Origin of the sequence: Xenorhabdus mauleonii (genome assembly GCF_900113945.1) — a bacterium.
GTDB lineage: Bacteria > Pseudomonadota > Gammaproteobacteria > Enterobacterales > Enterobacteriaceae > Xenorhabdus > Xenorhabdus mauleonii.
In genome coordinates, this window is the sequence record NZ_FORG01000011.1 from 1 (window position 1) to 26,838 (window position 26,838).

The window sequence follows — 26,838 nt, forward strand, 5'->3', positions numbered from 1 at the left end:
TAGGCGCCGACATCGGCGGCGGTCAGACTGATGTCCCCGGCTAATGGTTTGCCGTTGACCCGGCGCCCGCTGGGCACCGCATTCCTGGCCTTGTCCCGCACTTCCACCAAACCAACGAATAACGTTGGCTTTCGTGCCAGAGTCACTGATGAATACGTGACGCTCTTAACGCTACCAAGGATGCTTTAACGTGACCACAAATATTTCAGTTAACAGCCAACCAATAGAAATTAACAGAAAGAAACCCAATTAAATTATCCGCTAACTTTAATAAAATCAAACAAGAATTGAGAAATAACACATTAAAAATATAGACATTTATTTTATTAAAAATAAATACAACAAGAAAATGCGATTTATTTTTTAATAATAAATACCACCCATTAAATTCAGGCTTAATTATTGATAATACAGCTTACTCTGCTAAAAAATCATCATTTTCAATTTAAATACCAAAGATAAGTTCTGTTATTCTGTCGATGGCGCCAGGCCTGGTAGCTACTGCGATAGACTCTGAACAGTTAGCAAGGAAAGCCACAGGATAAAGCACTCTTAATTGCTGGATTAACGAGAACTGTTCAGGTAATCCTGACATCAAGAGTGTTGAGGGTTGTTATAAGGGTCCATTCTCCATTTCAATCAGTTGCAGTTTCTTTTTCAATTCACGTATTTCAATTTGCTCCGGAGTATTATGCAGGGCGCTGGGGGATTTACCTTGCCTCTTCCGGATCAACTGTAGAACTTAGCGGCCCAAGGCTGATTGACTGACATTCATCGCTCTGACGGCTTCGGCAATATTGTAGTTTTGGTCAAGCACCAACTGAGCTGGCTCTAATTTTAATTCAGGACTAAAACCTTTTTCATTTTGTCACCGGTTGAATTATCGAAGTGAGAGTATCACCTCTATGACGGTGGCCAAAATCATTGAACCACATCACTATTTATTGCTCATAGTGGAATTTTGTTCGGTTTTATATTGAGCGTCAAAGATGTTTCTATTTTGTATTTTTTTGGTTATTTAAAGTGATAGTAATGTAACTATATTGTTGACCGTGAAATTATTACCATGTATATTTTTCCGCTATGAGACTGGAGATTGAGTCATAAAGTTACATCAGGTTGTGTCCCTTAACTCATTTTCGTAGTCGAACGATGGGCAAGACACACGAATTCCGTTCCTTTATTTGAACTGTTTTTGTCGTTTTTTATCATTATTGCCTGTAAGTAATGTTCGATTTTTCAGTGGAAAACAATTAAGGGACACAACCTAAAACTTTATCTTCGCCAATATCAATTCTGGTGCTCATTCTAAATGGGAAATAATCAAATTTAAGCTTTGGAAGGTCTCAGAATTATACAAACACAAGGAAGGGGAGGTTAGGATTTCAAATATCCTTCCCCTCACTACCCTTTGGTTTGAAACGCTTTTGTCATTATTATTTCGTTGTAATGTAATAATTACATTAGTTAATAGGATCAGGTTTTAAATTAAAAATTCGTATCTGTAAATGGAGCGTCCAGAAGGACACTTTTCTCACCTGCGTGCAATTCTCGAGGATATTATGTCTAGTAATGTGGAACTGATTGTAACCATCAAAAATATTTTGGCGAAAGAATTAAACATTAATTCTCTAGATGTATTGAATGAATCGACATCATTGCGTGATGATTTAGGTCTTGATTCAATGGCCACGCTGACATTTCTGATGTCTCTTGAAGATAATGTCGATAACTTCACTATTGATGCCAATACCCTCGAGGGACATCACGTAGAAACAATTGGAACGATCTGTAACTATGTGAATGCCCGACTAGAGGAAACGGCATGATATGTTCTATATAAATCAGGTTTTTTGTAAGGTCATGGATAGGCGTGAATTAAGGCGAATACCCAGGAATCGGTTTACTACTTACCAGAAAGATTTACACCGAATAGCCCAAGATGTCCTCACAGAATCAACTCTGTTTGAAGGCGACCAGTATTCATACACTGAGCTTGGTGATGCAGTACTGGAAGGGATAGAAAATCCCTCAGACCTTGACGATGTTGATATGGCGATATTCTGCTACTGGACACCAGAGTTCGATCCGGATTATTCAGCGTTCGGCCCCTATTTTATGGATCGATATCAAATAAACGGTCATTCTTTTGATATCTGTGATAACGGAAGCCTGGCATCCTCCACAGCATTAACGATTGCTGGCAGTTATCTGAAAAATGGCAGTGTGCGGAAAATACTTTTACTTGGTATGGAGCAAAATACTATTCCGCGAAATCTGGCTCAGGGTTTTCACGTTCCATCAAGATCATGTTCTGTTGCCGCATTATTAACAGCGGACAAAAGACCTGAAAGCCAATGGGTGCTGATTAATTCCGGCCATCTGACGGAATGGGAATCAGGACAATGCGAAGACGGCTATGGTTTGTTGGTGGATATTCTTCATCGATCAAATGTTGATGCTGAAGATGTTCTATTACTGACGCAACGCAGCGGATATTTCTATAAGAAACTCCGTTTTAAGCTGGAAACCACCTCACAGGAATTGCCAATAGACTATGCGTTTCTCCGTCCTGATGTAACAGGAATGAATGCTTTGCTTACTCTCGCAGGGGAAACTCTTGCGCCACTTAATAAACGAACCGTATTACTTATCGAGCATGATATGGAAAGCCTGAGAATGGCATGGTTAGTTATACAGAAAATTCAGGGGACGGAGCATGTTTGATATTTATCATCCCTTCGGGTCTAAGTATTACCAGCCATTTTCCTGGAATACGGAAGAAATATCTTTCAACGCCTATTCCAGCCGACAAAAAGTTGCTGTCCGCAGCGGATTTGCTGTGCTCTCAGAACATCAGTTAGCCCATCCACAGTTAAGTTTTATTACAGAAAACGGAATTGACTGGCAGGACACGGCAGCGCTGAAGATTCACCAGAGCAGTGAAGTGATGAAACTCCATAACCTGGTGATATGTGAACTACCTCAGCTGGCGACTGAATCGGCTGCATCGGGCGAACTGACGCTGTTGTCAGCCTGGCAACTCGAAATCGTGCGCAGCCAGCTGGAGTGGATTGAACGCTGGACACAGGTACTGATGGAACATGCTGCACAGCGCAAAGTCGGGGCATCCACCCTGTTGTCTGTCCCCTCCATTCGCGTGCGCCTTGGCCAGATCATGCAGCATCATGCCTTGCTTGTGCAATGTCTGGCTCTGGGCAACTGGTCAGCGCAGCAGGCGCTCACTGATATCGAAGGCATAGTTGATGCCCTGATCAAGACTGCGGGTGGGCGTGCCATGCTGCAACACGGACTGGTAGAAATGAACAGCTTATTCGCCGTGTTAAACCTCATTTATCTCGGATAACGCCCATTATGAATTTTGACCGTTCAGTCGCCCTCACTCACTACGATGAAAAATGGCTCGATCTGGCGCAGCTGTTTCGTTCTCTCTCTCTGGAAGTACTTAACGATCGCGATGTGGTACTGGAACATCTGGACAGGCCGTATTTCGACGAGATCTATGCTGACCGTACCAGCACCTGCTTCGAACGCGCCCGCATGTATGAGGGCTTGTCATATGGCGATCCAAGCGTATTACTCTCCTGTCCAGGACCTTCTCTTTCCGGCATCGTGCTGCGTGAATTAGGTTCGCAGGAACAACAGGATCAGTTCTTCGACCACGTTTCCCGCCAGCGGGCACGCACTTGCATGGCGGTGACGGAACCGGAAAAGGGATCGGATGCCGGTAATCCGACGTCCAACCTGAACGGTGACCATCAGCTCCAGGCGGAAAAGTGGCTGGTGGGGAATGGGCGTGAAGCCACGATGGGTACCATCGTGGTGAGAACCGGTCCAGGCCCCTACAGCATCGTCGTTGTGATGCTCACGCCTGAAACCCTCTCGCATGCCGGCACGTTCCGCCAGCTCCTGCCTCTGGCGGGCCTGCAGGGAACTGGTTTAAGCCATCTGTATTTTGACAATGTACCTGTCGAACCAGAGCAGATACTGGGTATGCACCGCCGCCCGCTGGAACGCGGTATGCATGCCGTCATCAAAACGTTCTATCGTATGCGCCCCTGTGTTTGCGCCATGGCCCTAGGTAATGCACAGGCGCTGCTGGATCATGCTCTACCGTATCTGAAAACCACGTCGGCACGGGAACTTCATCGTGCTCTACAAAGCCAGACAGACAGCGCGCGTGCCCTGAACCACCATGCAGCACAACGCATTGACGACCAGATCTTCGACGGAGCCGCCGTGTCACTGGCGAAAGCATGTGCAACGGAACTGGCTGAGAAAGTGGCTCGCAGCATGCCATTGCTGACCGGCACCGCTCATTTCCTGACGAATACCTGGCTACAGATAGCTACCACTAACGTCCATGGTTATGAATGGATGGAAGGCAGTCTAGATATGCAACGTCTGAATATAGTGGCGGGTTATCACTCACCGGCGAAATAGCCCAAACATACGGATAAACGCGATGTCAATGCAACCTGTGCTCAACCAACAACCAGCCCGTTGTTATCAGGGGTTGAAGTTGTTGAACACGCTCTGGGACACCACCTTTACACTCTGGGTCACGATGCTGGTGTCGTCCATTGCGGTGTTAATCAATATTGGCGTCATCAGCCAGAATGCACCCCAGACGCTCTACGCCTTAGGGTTATTTCTGCCGCTAAACTACATAATGATAGCCATCCATGAAGGATTGCGTATTCCTGCGTTGCGCTACAGCTCACAACATTACACCGACGCGCGCAACGTGATAGGCACGCGTCTGGTATTGCTGTTCAGCGCGATGGTGGTATTGATGGTTCTGCTTGTCGGCTCTGTCTGGCTGTTTCAACCAGGCATTGCCGGGCTGTTCCATATTGCTACCGAACGTCAGCACGATGTCATGAGCTTCATTCTACCAATGTTGCTGGTAGGCATCCCTATTGGCTGCGCAACGCTGATTCTCTCCACCCTGTTCGGGAGTGGAGTTAATCGTTTTGCCAGCCTGTTGGGTATCAGCGGAACCGGCCTTAACCTAGCGGCGACATGGCTGGCAGCCATGCACTGGCACCAGGGGTTACAGAGCCTGATCTGGGGTGCGATGATCGGCAGCAGCTACTTGACGCTCAGCGGTGGCGCACTGCTTTACAGTCGAGGGATCCGGTTCTCACTCATTGGCGCCCGGCGTGAAGCTATTCAGGTATTGAATGATATTGCTTTTATTGGCGTACCGGTGGCGGGGAGTTTCCTGTTGCTGTTTGGTTTCTTGTTCTCTTTCAGCTACCTGGTGTCGTTTTACGGTGCCAGTGAAATCGCCGGTTTTGGTATTGCTTTCCGGATCCAGTCATTCGTCATTCTGCCCGCAATTGCACTCGGAACGGCCATGGCGATACACACCAATAACGCGATAGCAGGGCAGAATTTTTCTCTTATTCGCCAGATCCTCTTTATCGGTGTGGGTCTTTCGGCCGCACTTTACCTAGTTATCAGCGTAGTGGTGTTCCTGCTACAGGAGCGCATGGTGATACTGTTCACGCGAGATGAAAACGTCATTATCCCAGCGTTGCGTTATCTGAACTGTGTTTCGCCGTCCTATCTCAGTCTGGGTGTGATGCTGGTGCTGATGACAGCGCAGGAACAGACCGGACAGGGGCTTCGAATATTGCTGATTAATACCGTCTTTTATGCGCTGGAAATTGGCGTTGCTGCCCTGCTAGGGCTTAACCACGAAGATGCGACGCGACTTTATCTGGTTATCGCCGTTATGAACTGGTTATCGGCACTGTACGTGGTTTACGAATTGAATAAACGCCTGACCGCTCAGGTCAGATTGCCCCCACAGGAAATGCAATCTTAAACCAGATGGAACAGGTTCTTACTCACAAAATGCACTAGGAGTTATGCATGAAGCACAGCTTGGCAGAATTGATTCGCGATGCAGATACAAATTATCCAGATAAAACCGCCCTAATATTCAAAGATCATCACTACAGTTACCGTGATATCTGGATGCGGGTATGCGCTATCGCCGCAGGGATGCGCCAGCGTGGATTACAGGCCAGTGAAAGGGTGGTGATCTGCCTCGGCAACCATCCGGACAGCATCGCTGCGTTCTGGGCGGCACAGAAGCTTGGTGCCTGTCCATCTCTGGTCGCGACAGATACCCCTGTGAATAAACTGGCTTATATTATCAACAACAGCGGAGCCAGACAGCTACTGACTTCTCCGGCGATGTCCGGTGCGCTGATTGCATTTGGTCTGCAACAGATCCCAGAACTCAGCACCGTTATCGTGGCGGGAGAGCAGAGCAAAACAGAATTCTGTGTATCGCTGGATGATTTCACTGGCGATGCAGCAGCCGAAGCTCTTATCCCATTGCAGGCTATCAGCGTTGACCTTGCATCCATCATTTATACCTCAGGTTCGACCGGTGAACCCAAGGGGGTCATGCTGAACCATCAAAACATGCTAGCTGCTACTGATTCCTTAGCGACCTATCTGGGCTATCGCCATGACGATGTGATTATTACCGTCCTTCCGGTCGCGTTTGATTACGGCCTCTATCAACTCATTCTGAGCTGCTACGTCGGTGCCACAGTGGTGCTGGAACCCGATGGTATTTTACCCACTCTGGTGCTACGCCATATCCAGCAATACGCCTGCACTGTCATGCCAGGTCTGTCCTCGCTGTACAGTTTGCTGGATACCTACGCCAGCAGAGGCACATTTGACTTCAGTCGCGTGCGTCTGGTTTCCAATACCGGTATGGCATTACGCAAGCAACATATCGGGATGGTTAAGCGCCTGTTCCCGCAGGCTGAAATCTTTTCAATGTACGGCCTGACGGAGTGCAAACGCTGTACATGGCTTCCGCCTGCCGACCTTGAGCGCAAACCTGACAGCGTCGGCATTGCCATTCCCAACACGCAAATATTGGTCGTGGATGAACAAAACCAACCTTATCCCCCAGGTGAAGTGGGGCAGCTAGTCATACGCGGTGCTACCGTGATGCAGGGTTACTGGCGTAATCCCGAAGCGACTGCGAAGAAGATTGGTGAGCATCCGCTGTATGGTGACCGTTGTCTATATACCGGTGACTACGGCTGGCTGGATGAAGAAGGCTATTTTTACTTTGCCGGGCGCATGGACGAAGTCGCCAAAATTCGTGGTCGTAAGGTTATTTTCAGTGAAGTGGAAAAAGCGTTGTTCCGCCATGAGGCAGTCATCGAAGCGGCCGTCATTGTCCACAGTGATGAACAGGATCCTGAAGATCGTATCGTTGCGTTTGTTGCCACATCATCGCCAGCCGCACTGACTGAAGCCGAACTACACCAGTTCTGCCTGACGCAGCTGGAACAGTATCAGGTCCCTCATGTCTTTGTGCTGCTGCCGCGGTTACCGAAAAACGCCAACGGTAAGTTTGACAAGCATAAGCTGCGCTCAGACTTTAAGGATGCCGCGCGGAGGTTACTGGCATGAGGAACAAGCAGTCAATGATATTGTTGTGCGCTGTCTTGGCGGTGATTTTCGCAGGCATTTCCGTCAGCATCACGACCGCTGGCACAACGGGATCGGCCAAAACGGGCAGTAGGGTACCCCCTGCTTCTTTACAGGGCCCCCCACCCGCGTTGGTTGAAACTGCGCAGGTTAAGACTTTGTCTTGGCAGGATAAAAAGAATGTGGTGGCAACCGTAAAAGCAGTGCATTACCTCGATGTACGCACTGAAGTGTCGGGAACGATTCTGCAGGTAGCACCAGCAGGTGGCCAGATCGCAGCGAATGACGTGTTGTTTCGTATTGATGACCGTGCTGAACGCGCACAGCTGAAGCAAAAAGAGGCTAACCTGGCAATGGTGCAGCAAAACGCGCACCGTGCCGATCTGCTGGTCAATAAAGCCATTTCACAGGCCGATCAGCAAGCTGCTCATGTCAACCTTGCCCAGGCCATTAGCGATCTGGAAGAATTGCGCAGTACGCTGCGTAAAATGACGATCACAACGCCCTTCTCCGGTGTGGTCAGTTTGCACGATTTGGCACCGGGCCAGTTCATCCAGGTAGGGCAGACCCTGTTTTCGTTCTATGATCCCGATAAACTTTATGTTGAATTCAGCGTACCGGAAGCCGATATTAGTGCACTGCATCCCGGTGTGAAAGTCACCGTTGATGATGCGGTATCTGGTTACACCGGTAGTGCGATCATCACTCTGATAAATACCGAAGTGAATATCACCAACCGCACGCTCACGCTACGTGCGCGACTGGAGAATGGCAAGTTTCGCCATGGTTCCAGCGTGCGTGTCACCTACCCAACCATGACGCCGCAGTCCAGCCTAGTGCTGCCTAAAATCGCGGTGAATTACTCTGCCTGGGGACAATCAGTATTTGTGGTGCAGAATCATCGTGTGAAATTACGCTCTATTGTCACCGGTGATGAGCGTGACGGTCTGGTGCAGGTACTGCAAGGTCTGGATGCGGATGAAATGGTGGTTACCGCTGGACAGATTCGCCTTTATCCTGATGCCCCGGTACGTCTGGGGGATAAATCGTGAAGATCACTGAACTCTGTTTACGACGGCCGGTAATTGCCACCGCGCTGAGCATTTTGCTGTTTATCAGCGGGTTATTTTCCCTTGGCCAGTTATCGGTGGGGCTCTATCCCACAGTCGATGCAGATGCTATCAGCATCAGCGCTTGGTATCCCGGGGCGTCCGCGGAACTGATGGATGGCCGTGTGACGTCTGAGGTACTCTCGGCCGTATCGGGCGTGGAAGATGTCAGTTACGTCACCAGTAACTCTGAAACGGGTCACAGCGAAGTGGTGCTCAACCTGCGCCTGGGAAGTGATACACAAAAGGCACTGACGAATATCATGGAACGCGTTAACACCATCTCGCGTTTTCCCGCAGATATGGATCCACCGCAGATTCTGCATAAAGAACCGGAGCGTGCACCCGACTTCGCATTAACCTTCACCAGTGATACCATGCAGAATGCTCAGATGTCTGATTATCTGACCCGGGTAGTAAAGCCGCGTCTGGAAGCCCTGCACGGGGTTGGCAGTGTCGAGATCCTGGGCAGTGGATATGCGATGCGCATCTGGCTGGATCCGCAGAGGATGGAACGTTACGGCGTCACTGCTGTAGATGTCAGCTCCAGCCTGAAGTCTGAAAATATCCAGCTTAATGCGGGCGTGCTGCGGGAGAATAACCAGCGATTTCAGCTGGTGCCCCGCACTGGCTTATCCACGGTCAGCGACTTTACCCGTCTGCCTATAGTAACGTCGGCAAATACAGCGCCGGTACATCTTGGAGATGTAGCGAGGGTCGAACTGGGAGGCACCCAGCCACAGGTAAAATCTGTCTTCAATGGCAAGCCAGCCACCGTGGTGTTTATTCACTGGAAACACGGCAGTAATCCGCTGTTGGTGGGTGAAGAATTGCGCCGCACTATCGACGAACTGAGACTCAACTTTCCCTATGATTTAAAGGCTAATTTACTCATCGACAGCAGCGAATACATCAGCGGTGCAGTCCATGAAGTCTTTCTGACCATTCTGCTTACCTGTGTTGCGGTGACACTGGCAATCTTCTTTGGCACCGGCACATTGCGGGCAGTCAGCATACCGATGGTAGCTATTCCGCTGTCTCTGGTCAGCGTTTGCCTACTGATCTGGCTGTGCGGCTTCTCGATCAATACGCTGACACTGCTGGCAATGGTACTGGCAACCGGGCTGGTGGTGGATGATGCCATAATTGTACTAGATGTGGCTCTCCACCGGATACGGGAGGGTGACTCTCCCTGGCAAGCCACGTTAAAAGGCGTGCACGAGATCTCCAGTTCACTGGTGACCATGACACTGACGCTGGCCATCGCCTACCTGCCGTTAGCATTTATCGGCGGCATTGTTGGCAAGCTGTTCTCTGAGTTTGCCGTGACGCTGGCGGGGGCAGTCATCATCTCCGGCGTACTGGCGCTGACGCTGACACCGGTAATGTGCGCTCGACTGCTGTCGCAAAACCATCAGCAGTCCCGAATGGTCATGCATGTTGAGAGCCTGTTCGTAGTGCTGCGTCGCCGCTATGAGCGCTACCTAGTGAAAGTATTACGAACCGGTAATTTTCCACTGTGGATCTGGGCAATGACGCTTATTGGTGGTGTCTCACTGTTTTTGATGCTGCCACATGAACTGGCACCGAAAGAGGATCAGGGCAGCCTGATGGTGATAGCCGAAGGTCCGAGTGCGATGGATACCTCATATCTTGAAAAGCAGGCGCCCGCGCTTGAAGCAATCTATCACTCGATCGCTGAAATCAGCAATTTCAACTATGTGCTTGGTGTACCAAATGATAACCAGTTGATCTCCTTTGCCCGTCTGACTGACTGGTCACAGCGCCAAAGGTCGGCGATGGAACTGCAACCAGAGCTACAGCGCAAACTAGCGACCATTCCTGCATTACAGTCCGTTGCCATCCTGCCATCTTCATTACCCGGCGTGGGAGGGCTGCCTTTCCAGTTTGTACTCAAGCACGAAGATAAGGATTACACCAAACTGGATGCACTCAGTAACGCCATGCTGCGTCGCATGCGAACCAGCGGCCTGTTCCTGTTTGTCACCAAAGATCTCAAATATGACGCCCCGCAAATTATTCTGCAGCTTGATCGTGAACAACTGGCTAAGTCAGGGATTACCTCAGCGGATGTCGGATACACCCTCAACCTGGCGTATGCCAACACCAAGTTGCAACCTTTCACCTACGAAGGCCGCAGCTATGATGTCATCCTCGGCCTCGATAAATCCACCCAGCCAGCCATGCAAACTTTGCTGGATCTGCAAGTAAGAAGCACTAACGGCAGCCTGAGTCGTCTGGGAAGCTTTATGACACCGCAAAATCAGGTCGTGCCTACATCGCTGAAAACCTTCCAGAAACAGGCTGCTGTCACGCTTCAGGGCGTATTGATGCCCGGCGTCGGTCAGTCGCAGGCAGTGGAATTCAGCCGTCAGATACTGGCTGACTTTAAAGCGCGCGGTGTTTCATACGACCTGGCGGGTGAAACCCGGCAAAGCGAAGAAGAGGGGCAACGCCTGTTGATCGCCTTTGCGGTTGCCCTGGTAGGTATTTACTGCCTACTCACGTTACAACTGACCAGCCTCTGGGATCCGTTAATTGTGTTGTTTGGCAGCATTCCCTTCTCGGTCTTTGGCGCACTGCTGGCGTTACTCTGGTTCGGGATACCACTGGATTTGTTCACCCAAGTCGGCATCCTGACGCTGGTCGGCCTGATCAGTAAACAGGGTATCCTAATGGTGCACACGGCCAACACCCTGAGTGAACGTGGGGTAAAAAACATCTGGTTAGCGATAACTCGTGCTTCCGCGTCCCGTCTGCGCGCTATCATTCTGACCTCGTTGACGATGGTACTGGGTGCGATGCCGTTGCTGTTCGCCTCAGGTCCCGCAGCAAAATCGCGTTTTGAGCTGGGACTGGTCATTGTCTCAGGGATGCTGTTGGGATCGTTCCTGACACTCTTCCTGTTGCCATCACTCTATCTTTTCGTGCACAGAAATCGAATGGAGCCACGTCAGTGAACCTCACCATAAATGATATTGGTATTTATCTGCCAGAAACCACGATTGCGCTGGATCAGATTCGCATGGAACCGCGGTTGTCAGACGCAGAGATCAAAGTCTATCAACGCTTCTATGGCCTTAAGCGCGTCGCGATCAGTGATATCTCGCTGGAAGATATGATGTTCCGTGCAGCCCAAGACGCCCTAGCACGAAGCCACGTGGCAGCAGTAAACATCAGGCTGCTGGCGCACATCCATACTTCCCCGGAAACGCATATCTGGCCTAACGATTTGTTGGCCCGATTGTGCCGTCGTCTGAAGTTGCAGAATGCCACTGTACTGGCAGTTCATACCAATAACTGCGCATCCACTTTGAGCGGATTGATGCTCAGTCAAAACTACCTTGCGGGAACTGGGGGGGACGGCTATGCGCTGTTACTGACAGCTGATCTTACTTTCAGCGGTATTTTACAACAGATCCCAAATACTACTCTGTGCGGCGACGCAGCCACGGCCTGTATCATTAGCCTGAATGGCAGCGGGGCAGTGATGAAATCTGTTGAGCTGGACTATTTCGGCGAACATGCTAAAGGACCTTGGCAGTCGGAAGAGGAGCAAGCCCGTTTCGAAAGCGGCTACACGCAGCGCCTTGCCGCCATCATGCAACGCAGTCGTCAACAGGCGGGACTCAAATGGGATCAAATTCGCTGGATTTTTCCCCACAATGTCAATGTCATCTCCTGGCGTAATGTCGCCGCCAAACTGAATGTACCATTAAGCAAAATCTATCTGGAAAAGTTGCCTGAACTGGGTCACTGCTTCGGGGCGGATATCTTTATTAACTGGCGTTTTGCCAGCCAGACACTTCAACCCGGGGATCACATTATGGTGGCCACGGTAGGGTTAGGCGCAATATTTGGCTCGGCCGTCTTTCAGCTTGCGGAACAGGAACCTTCATCATGACAACGTGCCACCATTTAGGGCAATTACTGCAGGCTGCAGCCACGAAATATGAGGATTCTGAAGCGCTATCGATAAAAGATGACAGCTGGAGTTACCAGCAGCTACATGAATTTGCTGCGCTGCTGGCCAGAGGCTTTGCTTTGTCGCAGGGAAAATATTGCGCGCTACTCGGACCGCGCCACATCGGCACGCTGGCCGGTGTGATAGCCGCTTTATGCTACGGCAAAACCTATCTACCGCTTAATGAAGAGGATCCTGCGGAACGGTTTGAACTACTGGCACGCAGTACAGGTTTCGATCTTCTGGTCACGCGTGAGCAGGAGCGTGGGCTGCTGCAAACACTGCTGGCGCAGAGTGAACCGCCGCTGGTAGTCATTCTCACAGATTGCCAGCGCATTCCGGACTGGTGTCGTGACTATCCGCAGCATCATTTCCTCGGAATAGATGATCTTGCTGTACTGCCTGTCGCAGAGCCATGCAGTGATAATCCACATGCCTACCTGATGTTCACCTCTGGCAGTACCGGTACGCCCAAGGGTGTTGAGGTTTCCCACGCCAATGTGGTTCGTTACGTCGAAAATACCGTAGCGCTGTATGAACCCAACCATAACGACCGTTTTTCCCAGCTGGCGCCATTAAGTTTCGATTTTTCTGTGCATGACCTGTTTGTCCCCTGGGCTGTCGGTGCATCAACACACGTATTCGACGGTAGCCAGAGTATGGCGTTGGGTCGATTAATTGATGAGAAACGGCTGACGTTCTGGGCTTCAGTACCATCAACTGCGCTCTGGCTAAAGCGATTGCGCCAGCTGACGCCGGGGGCATTCCCGTATTTGCGGCAGTCGCTGTTCTGCGGGGAACCCCTGTTACATGGCGCTGCAGAAAGCTGGCAGGAAGCCGCACCATACTCGCGTATTGACAACATCTATGGCCCCACCGAAGCCACCGTCGCAGTATGCGGTTACCGCTGGAAAAGAGATCCCTCTCAGGCTGCAGGCGCAGTGGTGCCGATTGGTTATCCCTATCCGGGAACCCTACTGAAAATTGGCCGCTCACGTCAGGATGGTCGTGTCAGCGATGAAGGTGAACTGTGGATCGGCGGTGAACAGGTCGTGCAGGGCTATTGGCTTGGTTTGCCAGTGAAGACAGACAACTTCGTTATCGAAAATGGTGAAGCCTGGTATCGCACGGGGGACTGGGCAATGCTGGATTCCGGGGGATGCCTACATTTTCTTGGCCGCTGTGACGATCAGCTGAAAATTCAGGGGCAACGGATCGAACGGCTGGAAATTGAATCCATGCTGCGACAGGTATCAGGAACCGAAGATGTTGCAGTGGTGGGCTGGCCGGTCATTGAAGGCAACAGTGTCGAGCGGCTGGTGTTTTTTGTTGGCGCACACCACAAAAGCAATCTGGAGTTACGCAAATTATGCCAAGAAACAATGCCACGCATTATGTGGCCAGGCAAGCTGGTGCTAGGCGCGATCCCGAAAAACCGCAATGGCAAAACTGACTATAAACAACTGCGCGTTGAACTGGAGGCAGATAGTCATACCTGCTGCGGCGCAGAACAACGTGTCACCGGACAAAGGTAAACATGTGCGGGCAAGGGCACGAGCTGCTGGCATATTGTTTACACACCCATGGCCAGTATGCCCAGGATGTCTGGCTTAAAGGGGCAATCTGTGCCAGTTACGAGACCCGCTATCCCACCATGATGCTGCAGATGATTGAGCAGGCACTCGGGCAGGCCGGGATGTGCGCAAGCGCTGCCATCATTTTCTGCTTGATTACCTTTTTCCCAGGCAAATTACTGAGATGTCGCTGCTGTGCAGCCGTAATATGAAAACGACTATCTTGCGCTACAGCACCTTATAACACCGGCTGCCTGTATCGTGAAGAAGTAGGAGGTACGTAATGCAACATACTTTAACCGACACCCTTCCTGATCAGGGATGTGGTGTGGCGCACTATTGCTGGAATTCAGTGCTGGGGGAGGTATCAGCCAGCCTATGGTACCCCGCCTTCATCGGTACGGGTAAGGCAGTACATTACCTGCGTGTACTGCAGGCCCAGGCCGAAGAGGGGGCGATCCCCAGCAGTGAGTGCTGGCCGTTGGTCATCATGTCACATGGCGCAGGCGGGTCGCGCTTTGATCAGTACTATCTGGCTGAATGCCTGGCAGCGCGGGGATTTGCGGTGTTAACCGTCGATCACCGGGATATTCAGGACGGGCAACAACGCTGGCGGAATCTGCTGACGCGGCCATTGCGTCTGACTCTCGCTCAGCAAGCATTACGGCATGAAGTCCTAGCGGAAAATATCGACTTCTCGCGACCGCTGTTAATCGGCCATTCTGCTGGTGCGTACGATGTGCTGGTGAAATGCGGTTGTACACCGCGTTTCGAACTGGAAGAAGAGTTCAGTTCGGTGTTAACCGAACTGGCGGCCTTTGACAGTGCGGTATGTCGCCTGGCTTCGCCACTTGGCGTCGTGTTAATGGCTCCTGCGCTCTCTAACCTGTTCCCGTCAGAGTCATTGTCCTCGCTGGAGATCCCAGCGCTGATTATTTCAGCAGACCAGGATGGCGTGCGCATGCTGGGAACTCCCGCGGATTATGCGGCGCGTCTACCAACCGTCATTCACCACACGCTGTCGGGTGCCGGTCACTATGCTTTTGTTCATGAAAATCCTCCGATACTCCAGGCGCTGAACCCCGTGGTGAGCAGCGGGGACGTGCGGCCGCGCAAACAACTGCATGAAGAGATCATCAACCATTTAATGGCTTTCTGCGATCGGTTATGCCATGGGGAGCTAACACTTACACAAGGAGCAACACAATATGTTTGATCCAGTCTGTCACTACAGGCAGCACACAGCTGTGACCCAGCCGGGACGTTTTGCCGCAGCGCTGGATGCATTACCTGACGATGTGGATGGATTAATTGGTGCGGTGCAGAATCTGCTGATTCATTATCAGACGGATAAAGCCAAACTGTCGCCAGAGATCATCGCTGCCCGCAGCGCAGAAGTGGATTTGCGCTGGACAGAGACGATGCTTGCCCGTCTGATTCAATTACAGGACGGAAACTTGCTTTATCCCCGTGAACCAGTGAAACGCCTGCTATGTACCTGCCGCGATTTTGCTGTATTGCTGTGCGCTTTCATGCGCCATAAGCAGATCTCGGCCCGCGTTCGTTATGGCTTTGCGCACGATCAATACAAGCCTGAACGGCCGATGCATGACCATGTACTGGTGGAATACTGGGATGGACAGCAGTGGCGTTATGCCGAAAGCCGTCTGCATGTGCTGCCGGAACCTCTGCTGGATATTGAACAGACAAATTTTCCGCATGAACTGTTCTTTAGCGGCGGAGAAATATGGCGTCAGATCCGGACCGGCTCTCTCAGAGAGCGTGCTTTCAGTGGTTACCACTTTGATGACGACTATGGCCAGTGGACCGTGCGTAACCTGTTTCTGCTCGATATGACCTCACTATGCGACTACGAACCTCTCATGTGGGATGCATGGGGAGTATTGCTGGAGGAAAAACCCGGCGCACGTGTTACGCATGCTGACCAGTTGGCGTTGCTCGACAGCCTAGCTCAACGGGATCCTTGTGATGCCTCAGACTGTGAGGCACTGCGTAACGCTTTGCTGGCCTGTCCTGAACTCTGTTGCCAGCAAGATGTTCACAGCTTCAGCCCGGTGAAAGGTGCTTACCGCGTCAATCTCCATAAGAACAGGGAGGAGCCATGCGTCATATGACCCTAGATAGACTGTCCAGCTATCTGCCCGCCACGACTCTGGTGCTTGAGCGCGATTATGAGCGCCTCGGCATTTCGCAGAATCAGGCACGGGTGTTCAGCCGTATGTATGAACTACCCAATTGCCCGATAGAAGAGGGGGATGAACTTAACATGCTGCAGCAAACCTGCGAGGAGTTGCTGGAAGACGATGACCAGTTGCGTCAAAAAATCGGCATCGTGATATATGCTCATACTGGCGCCGTCAGCGGTGTGTGGGGGCAAAGCATTGTTACTCAACTAGTGCGAGCTCTGGGGCTGCAGCATGCAATGCCGCTGGCTACCTGCAGCAATAACTGCGTGGCGATTTTTTCCGCATTGGATATAGCGAGACACTATCTGCAGGGTACAACCCCTGATACAAAAGCACTGATAGTGGTGGGCGAAATTGCTGACAATGTTGAGCTACGTGTAGTGGCAAACGTAGCGATTGTTGGCGACGGTGCAGGAGCAGGTATCTTCTCGCTGGCCGGTTCTGGTCCAAAGGTGCTGGCTCACGCCATTCATACCTGGCCAGGCTATGCCCATGGTATCTGGCTTCCTACAAACTCTGAATGCTACAAAGATTTTGAACTGCACTATCAGTTTCGCCTGAAGGCTGTGATTGACGATGTGCTGGGACAAACGGGAACAACACTGGATCAGATTAGCTGGGTTGTGCCCCATAACGTCAATATCTGGATGTGGCGAAGGGCAGCAACGTATCTTGGCTTCTCGCTGGAGAAAATATTCCTGAGTAATATCCGCCGAACGGCTCACTGTTTAGGTGCAGATATGTTCATCAATTTTCATTCGTTGCAGGAAGGTGTTGAATTTCAGGGCGGCGATAAAGTGCTGATGGTTTCCACAGGGGTGGGTGGGGTATTTGGCGCTGCGTTGTTTCAGTATTAATTCACTATCTTATGAGGATCTGATAATGACTTATGAAATCAGCCAGGTGGCAATTTACGGGCTAACCACACTGACAATTACAAAATTATTTACGTCGGTATGGTTATTCGGTGAGGTAATTATTGTCACCTTATTATTTACCGTCAGATCACGCAAATTAATGCGAATTTCGCTGCCTGGTGGCGTCAATGTTGATAACGCCAGCCGTACGAGATCGTTGCACGTATTATCACTCTTTTCACTGCTTGCTTCGGCAAGACTGGTACTGTGCCTGATAATGGGGCAGTAGTTACTGACATTAATCACTTCGATTGACGTCAGTTTTTATCTGTAAGCATTTTATTACCAATGACGTCACTGATATTTACGTTAATTTAAGGATAAATTATGGCTCAGAACCACAACGACACATCATTAAGCCTTTCCCTGCAAATTGCTGACAAATTTATTATTGAGAATGATTGCTTAACCATTGGCGGCATCCCGCTTCCCCGCCTGGCACAACAGGTAGGGCAGACGCCTTTTTTTGCCTATTCTCGTGAGCTCATTAACCGTCAGGCGCAGTTATTAAGAGCTCATATTCCAGAAAAAGTCAGTATTCACTATGCCATTAAAGCGAACCCGTTTGTTCCCGTCATTCATCACCTATCGCGACTAGTAGAAGGGTTTGATGTGGCCTCAGCGAATGAAATGGCGCTGGCATTAAACAGTGGCGTTTCGCCGGAAGATATCAGTTTTGCTGGACCTGGGAAGACGGTAGAAGAACTGCAACGTGCTGTGGCAGCACAGGTATTACTAAATGTCGAATCAATCACCGAGTTGCAACGAATTAAAGCTATTGCAGCGGAATACGGTTTCGCAGCGCGCATCTCACTCCGTATCAACCCGGATTACAACCTCAATTCATCCGGTATGAAAATGGGCGGTGGGCCGCGTCAGTTCGGTATGGATGTGTCCTGTGTACAAGACGCCATGATGGTGATCCGTGACAACCCTGAACAATTATATTTCGAAGGATTTCAGATCTTTCCCGGCTCGCAAAACTTACGGGCTGATTTCCTGATCGAAGCACAGAGCAAGGCGCTAGATCTGGTGATTGAGTTAGCGAAAATAGCGCCCAGCCCAGTACGCCGTTTTAACCTCGGTGGTGGATTTGGTGTGCCTTACTTCCAGGGGAATAAAGAGCTGGATGTAGCTGCTGTAGGGAAGGCCATGCATGCCCTGGTTGCTAAAGCAGAACAGCATCTGCCGGAGGCGGAAATTATTCTGGAACTTGGGCGCTTTCTCGTTGCCCCTGCAGGTATCTATGTAGCGAAGATCATTGACCGTAAGGTCTCGCATGACGTGACTTATCTGGTCGCTGATGGCGGCATGAACCACCACCTTGCCGCTTCGGGCAACTTAGGCCAGCTTATCCGCCGAAACTATCCTGCTGTCATCGGTAACAAAGTACAGGGGCAGCAGCGCGAAGTAGTCAATGTGGTCGGTCCGTTATGCACGCCGCTGGATATTCTGCTGAACCAAGGAGATATCGCTGTAGCAGAACCGGGGGACTATATTGTCATTTTCCAGTCCGGAGCTTACGGTCTGACCGCCAGCCCGAATGGTTTTCTTAGCCAGAAAATCGCGGCAGAAGTGTTAGTTTGAATTAGGACAAATTTGATTGAACAAAAGGTGATGATTTTAATGAGTAAATTACTCAGCGGTGTACTTCAGTTTATTAGCCATATCGCTCTATGTACCCTCTTTTCGGGGTATCTTGTTTCTGCCTGTGCCCAACCCGCTCATGAAGCGGGTTTCCGGCGAGTAAGTACACATCTTGCGGACCATGGCTCCCTGAGTGATTTCCTTCAGCTCCAGCGTCGCAGCGATTTGAGCCAGTGGAGGTGTCTGGATTTAGCATACCCCTACATTACCAACCAACTGAGAAAAGAATTGCTTGGTAATACAAACAAACGTGTTACCGATGTCAATGGACGTGTTCCTTCCGGGCGCCGGGTCAACGACAAACCAAGTTTTATAAAAACTGTACGCATCAATCCCTTGTACTCATTTGCGGACATATCTCGATAAAAGGCAACTAATAACAGGCTGTTTTTTTATTCTGTTAACCCGTTTTTATGGTGAAAAAATAGCCTCAAGATGAGGCCATAAAAATAAACACCAACAAGCACAAAACAAGAACAGATTCACATAACAAATATAAGCATTGGGAAAGAGAAAGGGATTGGATAAATAAAAACAAAAAAACCAACAAATAACGTTGGCTTTCGTGCCAGAGTCACTGATGAATACGTGACGCTCTTAACGCTACCAAGGATACTTTAACGTGGCCACAAATATTTCAGTTAACAACCAACCAATAGAAATTAACAGAAAGAAACCCAATTAGATTATCCGCTAACTTTAACAAAATCAAACAAAAATTGATAATTAACACATTAAAAATATAGGCATTTATTTTATTAAAAATAAATACAGCAATAAAATTGCGGTTTATTTTTAATAAAAAATACCACCCATCAAATTCTTATTTAATTATTTATAAACCCGCTTACCCTGCTAAAAAAGCATTATTTTCAATTTAAATCCCAAAGAGAAGTTTTGTTATTCTGCCGACATCATGTTTCCAATCGGGGAGAGTGCTCAGTGCAACCAGAAACTGAGGCTTTGGCACTAGCGATTGCCTTTTCTGTGTTCAGCGGCATTGGCGTCTATCTGCAAGGGATCCGTGAAAAACGGATTTCTGGCCATGCTATGGATTTGCTGACTGAACTCATCATGTCAGTCAGTGCGGGGCTTGTCGCTTATTACCTCGCGCAGCACCAACAATGGGATGACCCTCTGATGTTTATCGCGGTCATCGGTGCCAGCAATAACGGGCAAGAACTGCTGACCGGCATAAGAAATAAATTAGTTCAACTATTTGATTACGCATTTGGGAGTAAAAAATGATGTTAACGCCGTCTGTGATCACAACGGCCTCACTGGCTTTGGCCGTCATTGACCGGATTTTTCTGCAACGAAAGCAAGTCATTATCCTGAACCTTGGCGATTTGATTGATCGCGGCCGTGCCATTGCTTTTCCTGTCATGTTCGAAAACAAAGTGAAGCATTTAAAAGGTGCATTAATCGAGTATTGGCTGCGCGACACCAATAACCCCACCACCGTGATAAACGGCAAGGCACGCACCTTGGACATCTCGAAAAAAGGCGTAAACGAGGAATACCTGCTGATTGATAAAAAACACCTGACGTCAGGCGCGTGGGAGTTGCACGTCCGCGTCACGCACGGTAACTGCCGCTGGAACCCGTTATACCGGCTTTTTCCCGTGCAAAGTCACCGCCAAAAATCGTGTTCAATTCAATTAAGGGATGTGTAATGGCGCTCAACCTAATGTCCCAGAACGGGAAGAAATACACGGTACTCAACTATGACCAGCTGAATGAGAAGGGGTTGAAAAAACTGACCACCGCCCTTGCCAGTACCGATTGCAAGATAGTGAAACTGGTGCCCGCAGACACCGCCCGAAAGAAAGACGGTATTCCCACCAAAACATTTTCATTGCATGCCGAAGACGGGCAAGAAATGGCCATCCAAGTCAATAATACGGGCGACATTTCCGCCGTGAAGCTAAACGGAAAAATCATCCCCTTCACCTCTCCCAGCACCCTCCCCGATTTGGCACGCCAAATAGCCGCGGCATTCAAGGCCGCCGCCCCGGCATTCGCCAGTTCGTTAGCCAAAAAGCTGGCAAGGGCAAACCGGGACGACGCCAAAAAAAGTCAGGCACTGGCAGTAAAATCCAATGCACAGCGTTTGCAGGAGGCAAAAGAGAAGACCAGTCGTTTTGAAGCCGATATCGCGCAATTAAATACGGCTCTTTCTGACCATCAAAACACCCTTTCAACGAGGCAATCTGACCTCGAAAATACCCGTACTGCCCTTAAAGTAGAGCAAGCCACCACCCGGCAGCTGAAAGAAGAAATACACCACCGAGGACGGGAAATCGCGACAGAGAAGGGGGAGCGATGATAACTGACTATTCCGTAAAAAAGGCCATCCGTGTTATCGATAAAATGGATTTTATGCTCAGCATCCCCACCGACATCCAGTTCAATGCGCTTTTCGAAGGCCGCGGAGCTGACCTGATGCTGGAAAGCGTCTCCCTGGATGAAATCGAGCAGGTTTATTTAGGCCAGGAATGCGTATCAAGTGATACCGCCATGTTTGAGAGCATTACGACGACCAGGATACGTTTATCCCAGACGATGAGGGCGTTTGTGCGCAAACTGAACCAGGGCTTGTCGGGCACGGGGATTTTAGCCGGGACAAACGATAGCGGGAACACGGACAACAGTATGCCGTCAATTGGCGGGGCTGAAATTGGCCGCGTGCGTAAGGTCGGAATGATCCCGGTGATGGCCGCTAAAATCCCCCTGTCAGACGGTCAAAGCGTCTCGATTATTCTCCATAGCCCAACCAGCGACAATGGACGCATCCAGAATAATGACGTGTTGACAGCATTCCGGTTTTTGCTGAACAAGCGTGATGTCTCTCATGTTATCGCGCCCATGAACGGCCGCGATATTTCACTCCCCCAAGTGTGCCAGTCTCTGTCCAACCTGATTGAACGCAACTCAGGTAAGTTTCAACGACAGGCTGCCAACGCCGCCAAATTAAGAGCAGACATTGAGGCCGAACTGGAACGGGCTGAGGCACTGGAAAAGCAAAAAGTTGAATTGATTGAAAAGGGGGATCAGCTGCAACGGGGCATAGAGATAAAACAATCTGAACACGCCAACCTGCGAAGACGCTTATCTCAGCAAATTGCTATCAACGATAAGTTACGCAGCCAGTTAGCGCCATTGAAAAACCAACAGACAAGTCCAACAACCCCCGTAGATAACGACACTACGGACATTTCTGTGAATGATATTGGTAACACAGAGAATGAACTTAACGCAGTGGATAAAGCGGCGTCAGACGCTATCACTTTCCTGCAATCAATACTGAGTCTTGAGAGTAACAATATTCAGGAGCTTACCGGCGTTCGGGCAAAAACCCGTGAAGCCATTTCTGCCCTCAACGCGGCCACTGTTTACGAAGAAAACGCAGGACTTGTCGCTGATGCGGTGAACCATCTGTCAGGGCTTCTGGTAGCCATCGCCAAATCCGCAATGGCCGGAGGTAAATAACATGACATTATCCCCGCTTGAGATTTTAGACCTTCAGGATCGACTGTCAGATCGGTTAGGCGAACTGGTGACAGCTGACCCGCTCACTCAGCTCGATATCCAGGATGAGATCACTGCCATCATGGAGAAATTAGGCTACGGCATGGTACTGGTGTCTACGGAGAAAATCGACGAAACGGAGCCAGTTCAAGAACAAACGAACACAGATATTCCCCAGATAGTGGCTGATTATCTGGCTGGAGAATACGTTACACGAAATACCGATGAATTTATCACTATTCTGGAAAGCCTTGAGCCTTATGTATCGACATACATCACCATGCCCCAAATTTGCGATGGGGCAGGTAGTTGGTGGGAAAAAACAGGCAAACAGTTAACTGCGTGACGATGGAATGAAATATGACAGTGGAAAATGTCAGTAAAGAATGCGATCCGAAATGGATCGAAGAAGGGTACAAGTATATTGGGGTGCATGAAATCAAGGGCGAGTCGCATCATCCCAATATCTTGCAATGGTGGAAAGACATTAAACGCGGTGGAATCCGTGATGATGAAACGCCCTGGTGTGCAGCCTATGTGGGGGCTATGTTGGAACGCGCCGGTATCCGATCAACCCGATTTGAATCTGCCAAGTCTTATCTTGATTGGGGAATGCCCTTAAAAGAGCCTCATTATGGCTGTGTAGCCGTTTTCTCTCGTACAGGTGGGGGGCACGTTGGTTTTGTAGTTGGAGTGGCTGAAAATGGCGATGTGATGGTTTTAGGCGGTAATCAGTCTGATGAAGTGAACATTCGATCATTTCCGCGATCAAGGGTGTCAGGTTATCGATGGCCGCCGAATGAGCCATTAAGTGGTAGACCGCTTTCTTTGATGGTTGCTTGTCGAGCAAAAAATGAGAAATGATATTGTTATTTTGGATCAAAGATAGGATCTTATTCATATGGTACGGTTTTTTACAGCATAGAAACGATTATGAGCGATTTTTGTTGATATGATGATAAAACATACCTACAAATTAAAATCTCCCACAGTGCTCTATAGTTAGTTTTAAAGTGTATCTATCCAGCAACAGACAATGCATTGGTCAAACAAATTTTTATATTTAATTAACATTAAGCAAAGGCGGTGAAACCGTCTTTGCTTGTTTTTTTTTTTGTTTTTGTTCTATTTCATTTTCTTTTTGATTCAAAAATCAATTAATTTTAAATCTTAAAAAACACTATATGTGGGCAGTTTTATTATGGATAAAATAAGCTACACAGACTTTTTTATCTTGCAGAGCCATCATCAGAGTAGTCTCGCCTTTTAAAACTAACAGGATAGATTCGGTGCGATCACGAATTCGATAGTCACATGAGTTATTCAAATGGAGGAGTATCTAACTCATGTCCGTTGCGGAATGATACCGCTTTAGTATTTTTATTATCTTCGGTTTTGCGTTTGAATATGCAAGTAGTTGCTTGATTTTCTATCTTGACAACAGCTCGATTAAACGCCTCTTTTCTTTCCGTAAATTCTTTTGGAAAACCTTTGTCTTTATATTTGTCTTCATATCCAAAAAAAAATTGGTGTATATGATCAGTATAAAACTGACTATATGTAATCTGTTTATTATGTTCATAAAACCTAACGTTAAATTCTTTTTTTTCTTTTTCATACAGAGTCGTTCTATTGTTTAACACTCCTTTGTATCCTTGGATTATAATACTTGGCATGAGTTTAGATAGCTCTTTAGCAAGAGAATATACTTTTTCCAAATTTTCATAATCTTCAGTTTTTGTATTATCTGGTGCTGATGTTGATTTTTTTTGCTCCAGCATTTTTTTAATTTTTTCTTTATCTTCTAAATCATCAGCTGAATGGCAACTGGCTAAACGAATATATTTGTAGTCATTTAATGTCCTTCCATCTGAAAGATAGTTTCTCTCTATTATATCCATTAGTTCTGATGCTGTTATCCATTCGTATATTCTAGGGCGAAGTGGCGCTATTGGATCATTGGGATAATTTTTGTTATATGTTTTTAAAGTTAAATGCCCATAATTTCCATGGGAGTGTATATTAAGACGCAATTCATCGTTGAAATAATCTTCAAAAGCAAGGAGTTGCTTATCAATTATTTTAAGATATCTTATTTTACTCATAATAAAAAACCTCGAATAATTTAATCTGTTGTCAATTAGTGATTTCTAATTTACTACACATAGATAATATTAATTTAATTATTATAGTTTATAACTATATATGAAATATAAATGTTTATTAAACATGCATAATATATGCCCAAATTTTTTCTTGAATTTGATATATTTTTTTATATATACGATAAGGCATATGGTTGAAAAATTGGAATAAATTGAGATTTTTTAAAACTTGGATAACATAAATATATTTTAGAATGGAAGAAGGGTGTATATCGCTCTTGAAGATTCTAATATGAGAAAAACCATAAGGTAGATAACGGATGCTTAGGGTTTTACCGTATTATTAACAATGGTGGAAGGACATCAAACGGGGTGGTATACGTGATGATGAAACACCTTGGTGTGCTGCCCATGCGGGGGCTATGTTGGAACGCGCTGATAACCGTTCAACCCAATTTGAATCTGCCAAGTCTTATCTTGATTGGGGAATGCCCTTAAAAGAGCCTCATTACGACTGTGTAGCCGTTTTCTCCTGTACAGGCGTTTCGTTGGTTTTGTAGTTAGTGTGGCTGAGAATGGCGATGTGATGGTTTTAGGCGGTAATCAGTCTGATGGAGTTAATATTCGATCATTTCTGTGAGCAAAGGTGTCTAGTCATCGATGACCTTCTAATCAACCATTTAATAACATTTCATTTTCTTTGATGGAAGCTAAGCATTCTGAAAATGCTGTGTAAGAAGAATATTTTTCTTAAAACTTATTAGATGACCGTTCACTTAATGTTCACTTGCGAGCGTTTTAATAAGAGCTAAATAAAAGTTATCCACATATCCTATAATTAGATCCTTAATAGATCCTAATATGATCCTAATATAAACCCAACTGATCCCCGATCATCGCAGGCCAGATATAACAAGGCCTTCAGGCGATCAGGGTGTGTTGAAACGGGAAAAAGGTGTGTTGAAACGGGAAAAAGGTGTGTCCAAAAGGGATAAAGGTGGGTAGTATTGGGAATACAGGTGTGTCGAAGTGGGAACCGCCGGGAGTTATTCATTATTAATTAAATTGAATATCAAATATGGTTTAACTATATGAGTAATAATGTTTTTTTTGATGATGGTGTTAACTGTGATGCTGAAGATGATAACAATAAACTCACAGTTACTAATCGTGCCACAATACAACCTGTAGCTTTGATGAGATTAAATGTTTTCGTGCCTTCCAGCCGCCCGGCAAAAGGTGTACAAACAACGATTGATGCAACCGCAGAACTCAAGAATTTAGAATTTTCACGGCGTGAAGGATATAACAATGTGAAGATTACAGGTGAGCGCTTGAATATGGCGCTTGATTTTAAAATTTGGGTTGGGATTATACAATCATTCAGTAAATATGGCCTGAAATCAAACACTATTCAGCTACCATTCCATGAATTTGCTGCTATGTGTCTTTTCGAATCCAAAAGGTTTGATAAAAAACTACGCCAGAATATAGCCGATTCGTTGACGCGCATACGTGGTAAAACGATCACATTTACTAAATCTGGCTCAGAAGGGATAAAAGATATTGTATCAACGGGGTTGCTAAAAACAGGGCGGTTTTCCTTTGAAAATGACCTTGTTGAGTTGGAAGCTGATGAACGATTGTGGGAACTGTATCAGGTTGATTATAAAGTATTATTACGCCATAAACCAATAAACGCATTGCCGCGTAAAGAAGTCGCACAAGCCCTATACACCTACATTGAAAGTCTACCTTCTAATCCTGCTCCAATATCACGCGAGAGAATTAGAAAGAGATTAGCATTACTATCCCCAATTAAAGAGCAAAATAGAATCATCAAGCAAGCTCTGGAGCAGTTAGAGAAGATTGGATATTTAACGTATTCTACTGTTATTCGTGAGAAAGAAACTTACTTTATTATCCATTCTAGAAATTCGAAACTGAAGCCTTACTCTTAGGCATAGAGAGTAAGGTGTGTCGAAATGGGAAGAGGTGTGTTGTATAAGTCGCGATTATTTCAGGTAAATCATATAGAAAAATTTCGGCAGTTATACTGGTTCGCTTATTGAGTCAGATAAAACAATCAGTTAAAGTAGCCCCGCCATTGGCAAAATCCAATGGTCAAGGCGTCGCGGCCTTGTTAAGAACGATCCACTGGTAGGAAGTTTCTGCCAGTGTGCTTGCTATCGCCCTCTCTATGGCGGTTCAGGCAGGGAAGGCTAACGCCTTGCCGGAAGATCGTTCCCGGTCCGCGAACCCTGTC

25 protein-coding genes are annotated in these 26,838 nt (G+C 47.9%); 23 read left to right on the forward strand and 2 right to left on the reverse strand.

The window, feature by feature from the left end; all coding sequences use genetic code 11:
* The first annotated feature begins 1,562 nt into the window (after nucleotides 1-1,562).
* The 13 genes from BM100_RS11785 to BM100_RS11850 all read left to right on the forward strand — a co-directional run bounded on the left by BM100_RS11785 (nucleotide 1,563) and on the right by BM100_RS11850 (nucleotide 17,229).
* A complete protein-coding gene (locus tag BM100_RS11785) occupies nucleotides 1,563-1,829 on the forward strand; it encodes an acyl carrier protein (RefSeq protein ID WP_092511431.1) in 267 nt (88 codons plus the stop codon).
* Between the two features lies 1 nt (nucleotide 1,830).
* Nucleotides 1,831-2,727 carry a hypothetical protein gene (locus BM100_RS11790; RefSeq protein WP_092511169.1) on the forward strand — a complete coding sequence of 299 codons (897 nt, stop codon included), beginning with the start codon at nucleotides 1,831-1,833 and terminating at the stop codon, nucleotides 2,725-2,727.
* Nucleotides 2,720-3,367 carry a hypothetical protein gene (locus BM100_RS11795; protein ID WP_092511171.1) on the forward strand — a complete coding sequence of 216 codons (648 nt, stop codon included), beginning with the start codon at nucleotides 2,720-2,722 and terminating at the stop codon, nucleotides 3,365-3,367. Before BM100_RS11790 ends, BM100_RS11795 begins: the two co-directional genes overlap by 8 nt.
* Before the next feature lie 344 nt (nucleotides 3,368-3,711).
* Nucleotides 3,712-4,464 (forward strand): acyl-CoA dehydrogenase family protein, encoded by a 753-nt coding sequence (locus tag BM100_RS11800; protein ID WP_244590672.1) that lies wholly within the window; start codon nucleotides 3,712-3,714, stop codon nucleotides 4,462-4,464.
* 124 nt (nucleotides 4,465-4,588) lie between these two features.
* Complete coding sequence (locus BM100_RS11805) at nucleotides 4,589-5,857, forward strand: MATE family efflux transporter (protein ID WP_244590660.1); 1,269 nt, start codon at nucleotides 4,589-4,591, stop codon at nucleotides 5,855-5,857.
* A 47-nt stretch (nucleotides 5,858-5,904) separates the two neighbouring features.
* The gene (locus BM100_RS11810; RefSeq protein WP_092511177.1) at nucleotides 5,905-7,479 is read left to right on the forward strand and encodes a class I adenylate-forming enzyme family protein; all 1,575 of its coding nucleotides are present in this window, start codon (nucleotides 5,905-5,907) and stop codon (nucleotides 7,477-7,479) included.
* Nucleotides 7,480-7,493: 14 nt separating this feature from the next.
* Nucleotides 7,494-8,549 (forward strand): efflux RND transporter periplasmic adaptor subunit, encoded by a 1,056-nt coding sequence (locus tag BM100_RS11815; protein ID WP_274539949.1) that lies wholly within the window; start codon nucleotides 7,494-7,496, stop codon nucleotides 8,547-8,549.
* The gene (locus tag BM100_RS11820) at nucleotides 8,546-11,587 is read left to right on the forward strand and encodes an efflux RND transporter permease subunit (RefSeq protein WP_092511181.1); all 3,042 of its coding nucleotides are present in this window, start codon (nucleotides 8,546-8,548) and stop codon (nucleotides 11,585-11,587) included. The genes BM100_RS11815 and BM100_RS11820 overlap by 4 nt, the downstream gene beginning before the upstream one ends.
* Complete coding sequence (locus tag BM100_RS11825) at nucleotides 11,584-12,531, forward strand: ketoacyl-ACP synthase III family protein (protein ID WP_092511183.1); 948 nt, start codon at nucleotides 11,584-11,586, stop codon at nucleotides 12,529-12,531. The genes BM100_RS11820 and BM100_RS11825 overlap by 4 nt, the downstream gene beginning before the upstream one ends.
* On the forward strand, nucleotides 12,528-14,126 hold the full coding sequence (locus tag BM100_RS11830; protein ID WP_092511185.1) for an AMP-binding protein: 1,599 nt from the start codon (nucleotides 12,528-12,530) through the stop codon (nucleotides 14,124-14,126). Before BM100_RS11825 ends, BM100_RS11830 begins: the two co-directional genes overlap by 4 nt.
* Nucleotides 14,127-14,448: 322 nt before the next feature.
* Entirely contained in the window at nucleotides 14,449-15,381 is a 933-nt protein-coding gene (locus BM100_RS11840) for an alpha/beta hydrolase family protein (protein ID WP_092511189.1), read from the forward strand.
* Between the two features lie 31 nt (nucleotides 15,382-15,412).
* On the forward strand, nucleotides 15,413-16,300 hold the full coding sequence (locus BM100_RS11845; RefSeq protein WP_244590662.1) for a transglutaminase domain-containing protein: 888 nt from the start codon (nucleotides 15,413-15,415) through the stop codon (nucleotides 16,298-16,300).
* A complete protein-coding gene (locus BM100_RS11850) occupies nucleotides 16,288-17,229 on the forward strand; it encodes a ketoacyl-ACP synthase III family protein (RefSeq protein WP_244590663.1) in 942 nt (313 codons plus the stop codon). Before BM100_RS11845 ends, BM100_RS11850 begins: the two co-directional genes overlap by 13 nt.
* A gap of 54 nt (nucleotides 17,230-17,283) precedes the next feature.
* On the opposite strand, the gene BM100_RS22560 is transcribed toward BM100_RS11850, so the two are convergent.
* Nucleotides 17,284-17,535, reverse strand: a complete 252-nt coding sequence (locus tag BM100_RS22560) for a hypothetical protein (RefSeq protein ID WP_139216955.1) — start codon at nucleotides 17,533-17,535, stop codon at nucleotides 17,284-17,286.
* Nucleotides 17,536-17,616: 81 nt separating this feature from the next.
* Between BM100_RS22560 and BM100_RS11860 the strand changes: the two genes are divergently transcribed.
* The 8 genes from BM100_RS11860 (at nucleotide 17,617) to BM100_RS11895 (ending at nucleotide 23,331) form a co-directional block, all read left to right on the forward strand.
* Nucleotides 17,617-18,876 (forward strand): pyridoxal-dependent decarboxylase, exosortase A system-associated, encoded by a 1,260-nt coding sequence (locus tag BM100_RS11860; RefSeq protein ID WP_092511197.1) that lies wholly within the window; start codon nucleotides 17,617-17,619, stop codon nucleotides 18,874-18,876.
* Nucleotides 18,877-18,915: 39 nt separating this feature from the next.
* Entirely contained in the window at nucleotides 18,916-19,302 is a 387-nt protein-coding gene (locus BM100_RS11865) for a hypothetical protein (RefSeq protein ID WP_092511199.1), read from the forward strand.
* A 576-nt stretch (nucleotides 19,303-19,878) separates the two neighbouring features.
* The gene (locus tag BM100_RS11870) at nucleotides 19,879-20,184 is read left to right on the forward strand and encodes a hypothetical protein (protein WP_092511201.1); all 306 of its coding nucleotides are present in this window, start codon (nucleotides 19,879-19,881) and stop codon (nucleotides 20,182-20,184) included.
* Nucleotides 20,181-20,612 carry a hypothetical protein gene (locus BM100_RS11875; RefSeq protein ID WP_092511203.1) on the forward strand — a complete coding sequence of 144 codons (432 nt, stop codon included), beginning with the start codon at nucleotides 20,181-20,183 and terminating at the stop codon, nucleotides 20,610-20,612. The genes BM100_RS11870 and BM100_RS11875 overlap by 4 nt, the downstream gene beginning before the upstream one ends.
* Nucleotides 20,612-21,265: a defense against restriction DarA-related protein gene (locus BM100_RS11880; RefSeq protein ID WP_092511205.1), complete on the forward strand. Its 654-nt coding sequence runs from the start codon at nucleotides 20,612-20,614 to the stop codon at nucleotides 21,263-21,265. The genes BM100_RS11875 and BM100_RS11880 overlap by 1 nt, the downstream gene beginning before the upstream one ends.
* On the forward strand, nucleotides 21,262-22,428 hold the full coding sequence (locus BM100_RS11885; RefSeq protein ID WP_092511207.1) for a defense against restriction DarA-related protein: 1,167 nt from the start codon (nucleotides 21,262-21,264) through the stop codon (nucleotides 22,426-22,428). Before BM100_RS11880 ends, BM100_RS11885 begins: the two co-directional genes overlap by 4 nt.
* Nucleotide 22,429: 1 nt before the next feature.
* Nucleotides 22,430-22,813 carry a hypothetical protein gene (locus BM100_RS11890; protein ID WP_092511209.1) on the forward strand — a complete coding sequence of 128 codons (384 nt, stop codon included), beginning with the start codon at nucleotides 22,430-22,432 and terminating at the stop codon, nucleotides 22,811-22,813.
* 14 nt (nucleotides 22,814-22,827) lie between these two features.
* The gene (locus BM100_RS11895; protein ID WP_092511210.1) at nucleotides 22,828-23,331 is read left to right on the forward strand and encodes a TIGR02594 family protein; all 504 of its coding nucleotides are present in this window, start codon (nucleotides 22,828-22,830) and stop codon (nucleotides 23,329-23,331) included.
* 455 nt (nucleotides 23,332-23,786) lie between these two features.
* Here the strand turns inward: BM100_RS11895 and BM100_RS11900 are convergent, their stop codons facing one another.
* Nucleotides 23,787-24,572: a hypothetical protein gene (locus tag BM100_RS11900; RefSeq protein WP_092511212.1), complete on the reverse strand. Its 786-nt coding sequence runs from the start codon at nucleotides 24,570-24,572 to the stop codon at nucleotides 23,787-23,789.
* 422 nt (nucleotides 24,573-24,994) lie between these two features.
* On the opposite strand from BM100_RS11900, the gene BM100_RS23040 reads away from it, so the two are divergent.
* Both BM100_RS23040 and BM100_RS11910 read left to right on the forward strand, forming a co-directional pair.
* Nucleotides 24,995-25,132: a hypothetical protein gene (locus tag BM100_RS23040; RefSeq protein ID WP_175494948.1), complete on the forward strand. Its 138-nt coding sequence runs from the start codon at nucleotides 24,995-24,997 to the stop codon at nucleotides 25,130-25,132.
* A 531-nt stretch (nucleotides 25,133-25,663) separates the two neighbouring features.
* Nucleotides 25,664-26,533, forward strand: a complete 870-nt coding sequence (locus tag BM100_RS11910; RefSeq protein WP_092511215.1) for a protein RepA — start codon at nucleotides 25,664-25,666, stop codon at nucleotides 26,531-26,533.
* Nucleotides 26,534-26,838: the final 305 nt, after the last annotated feature.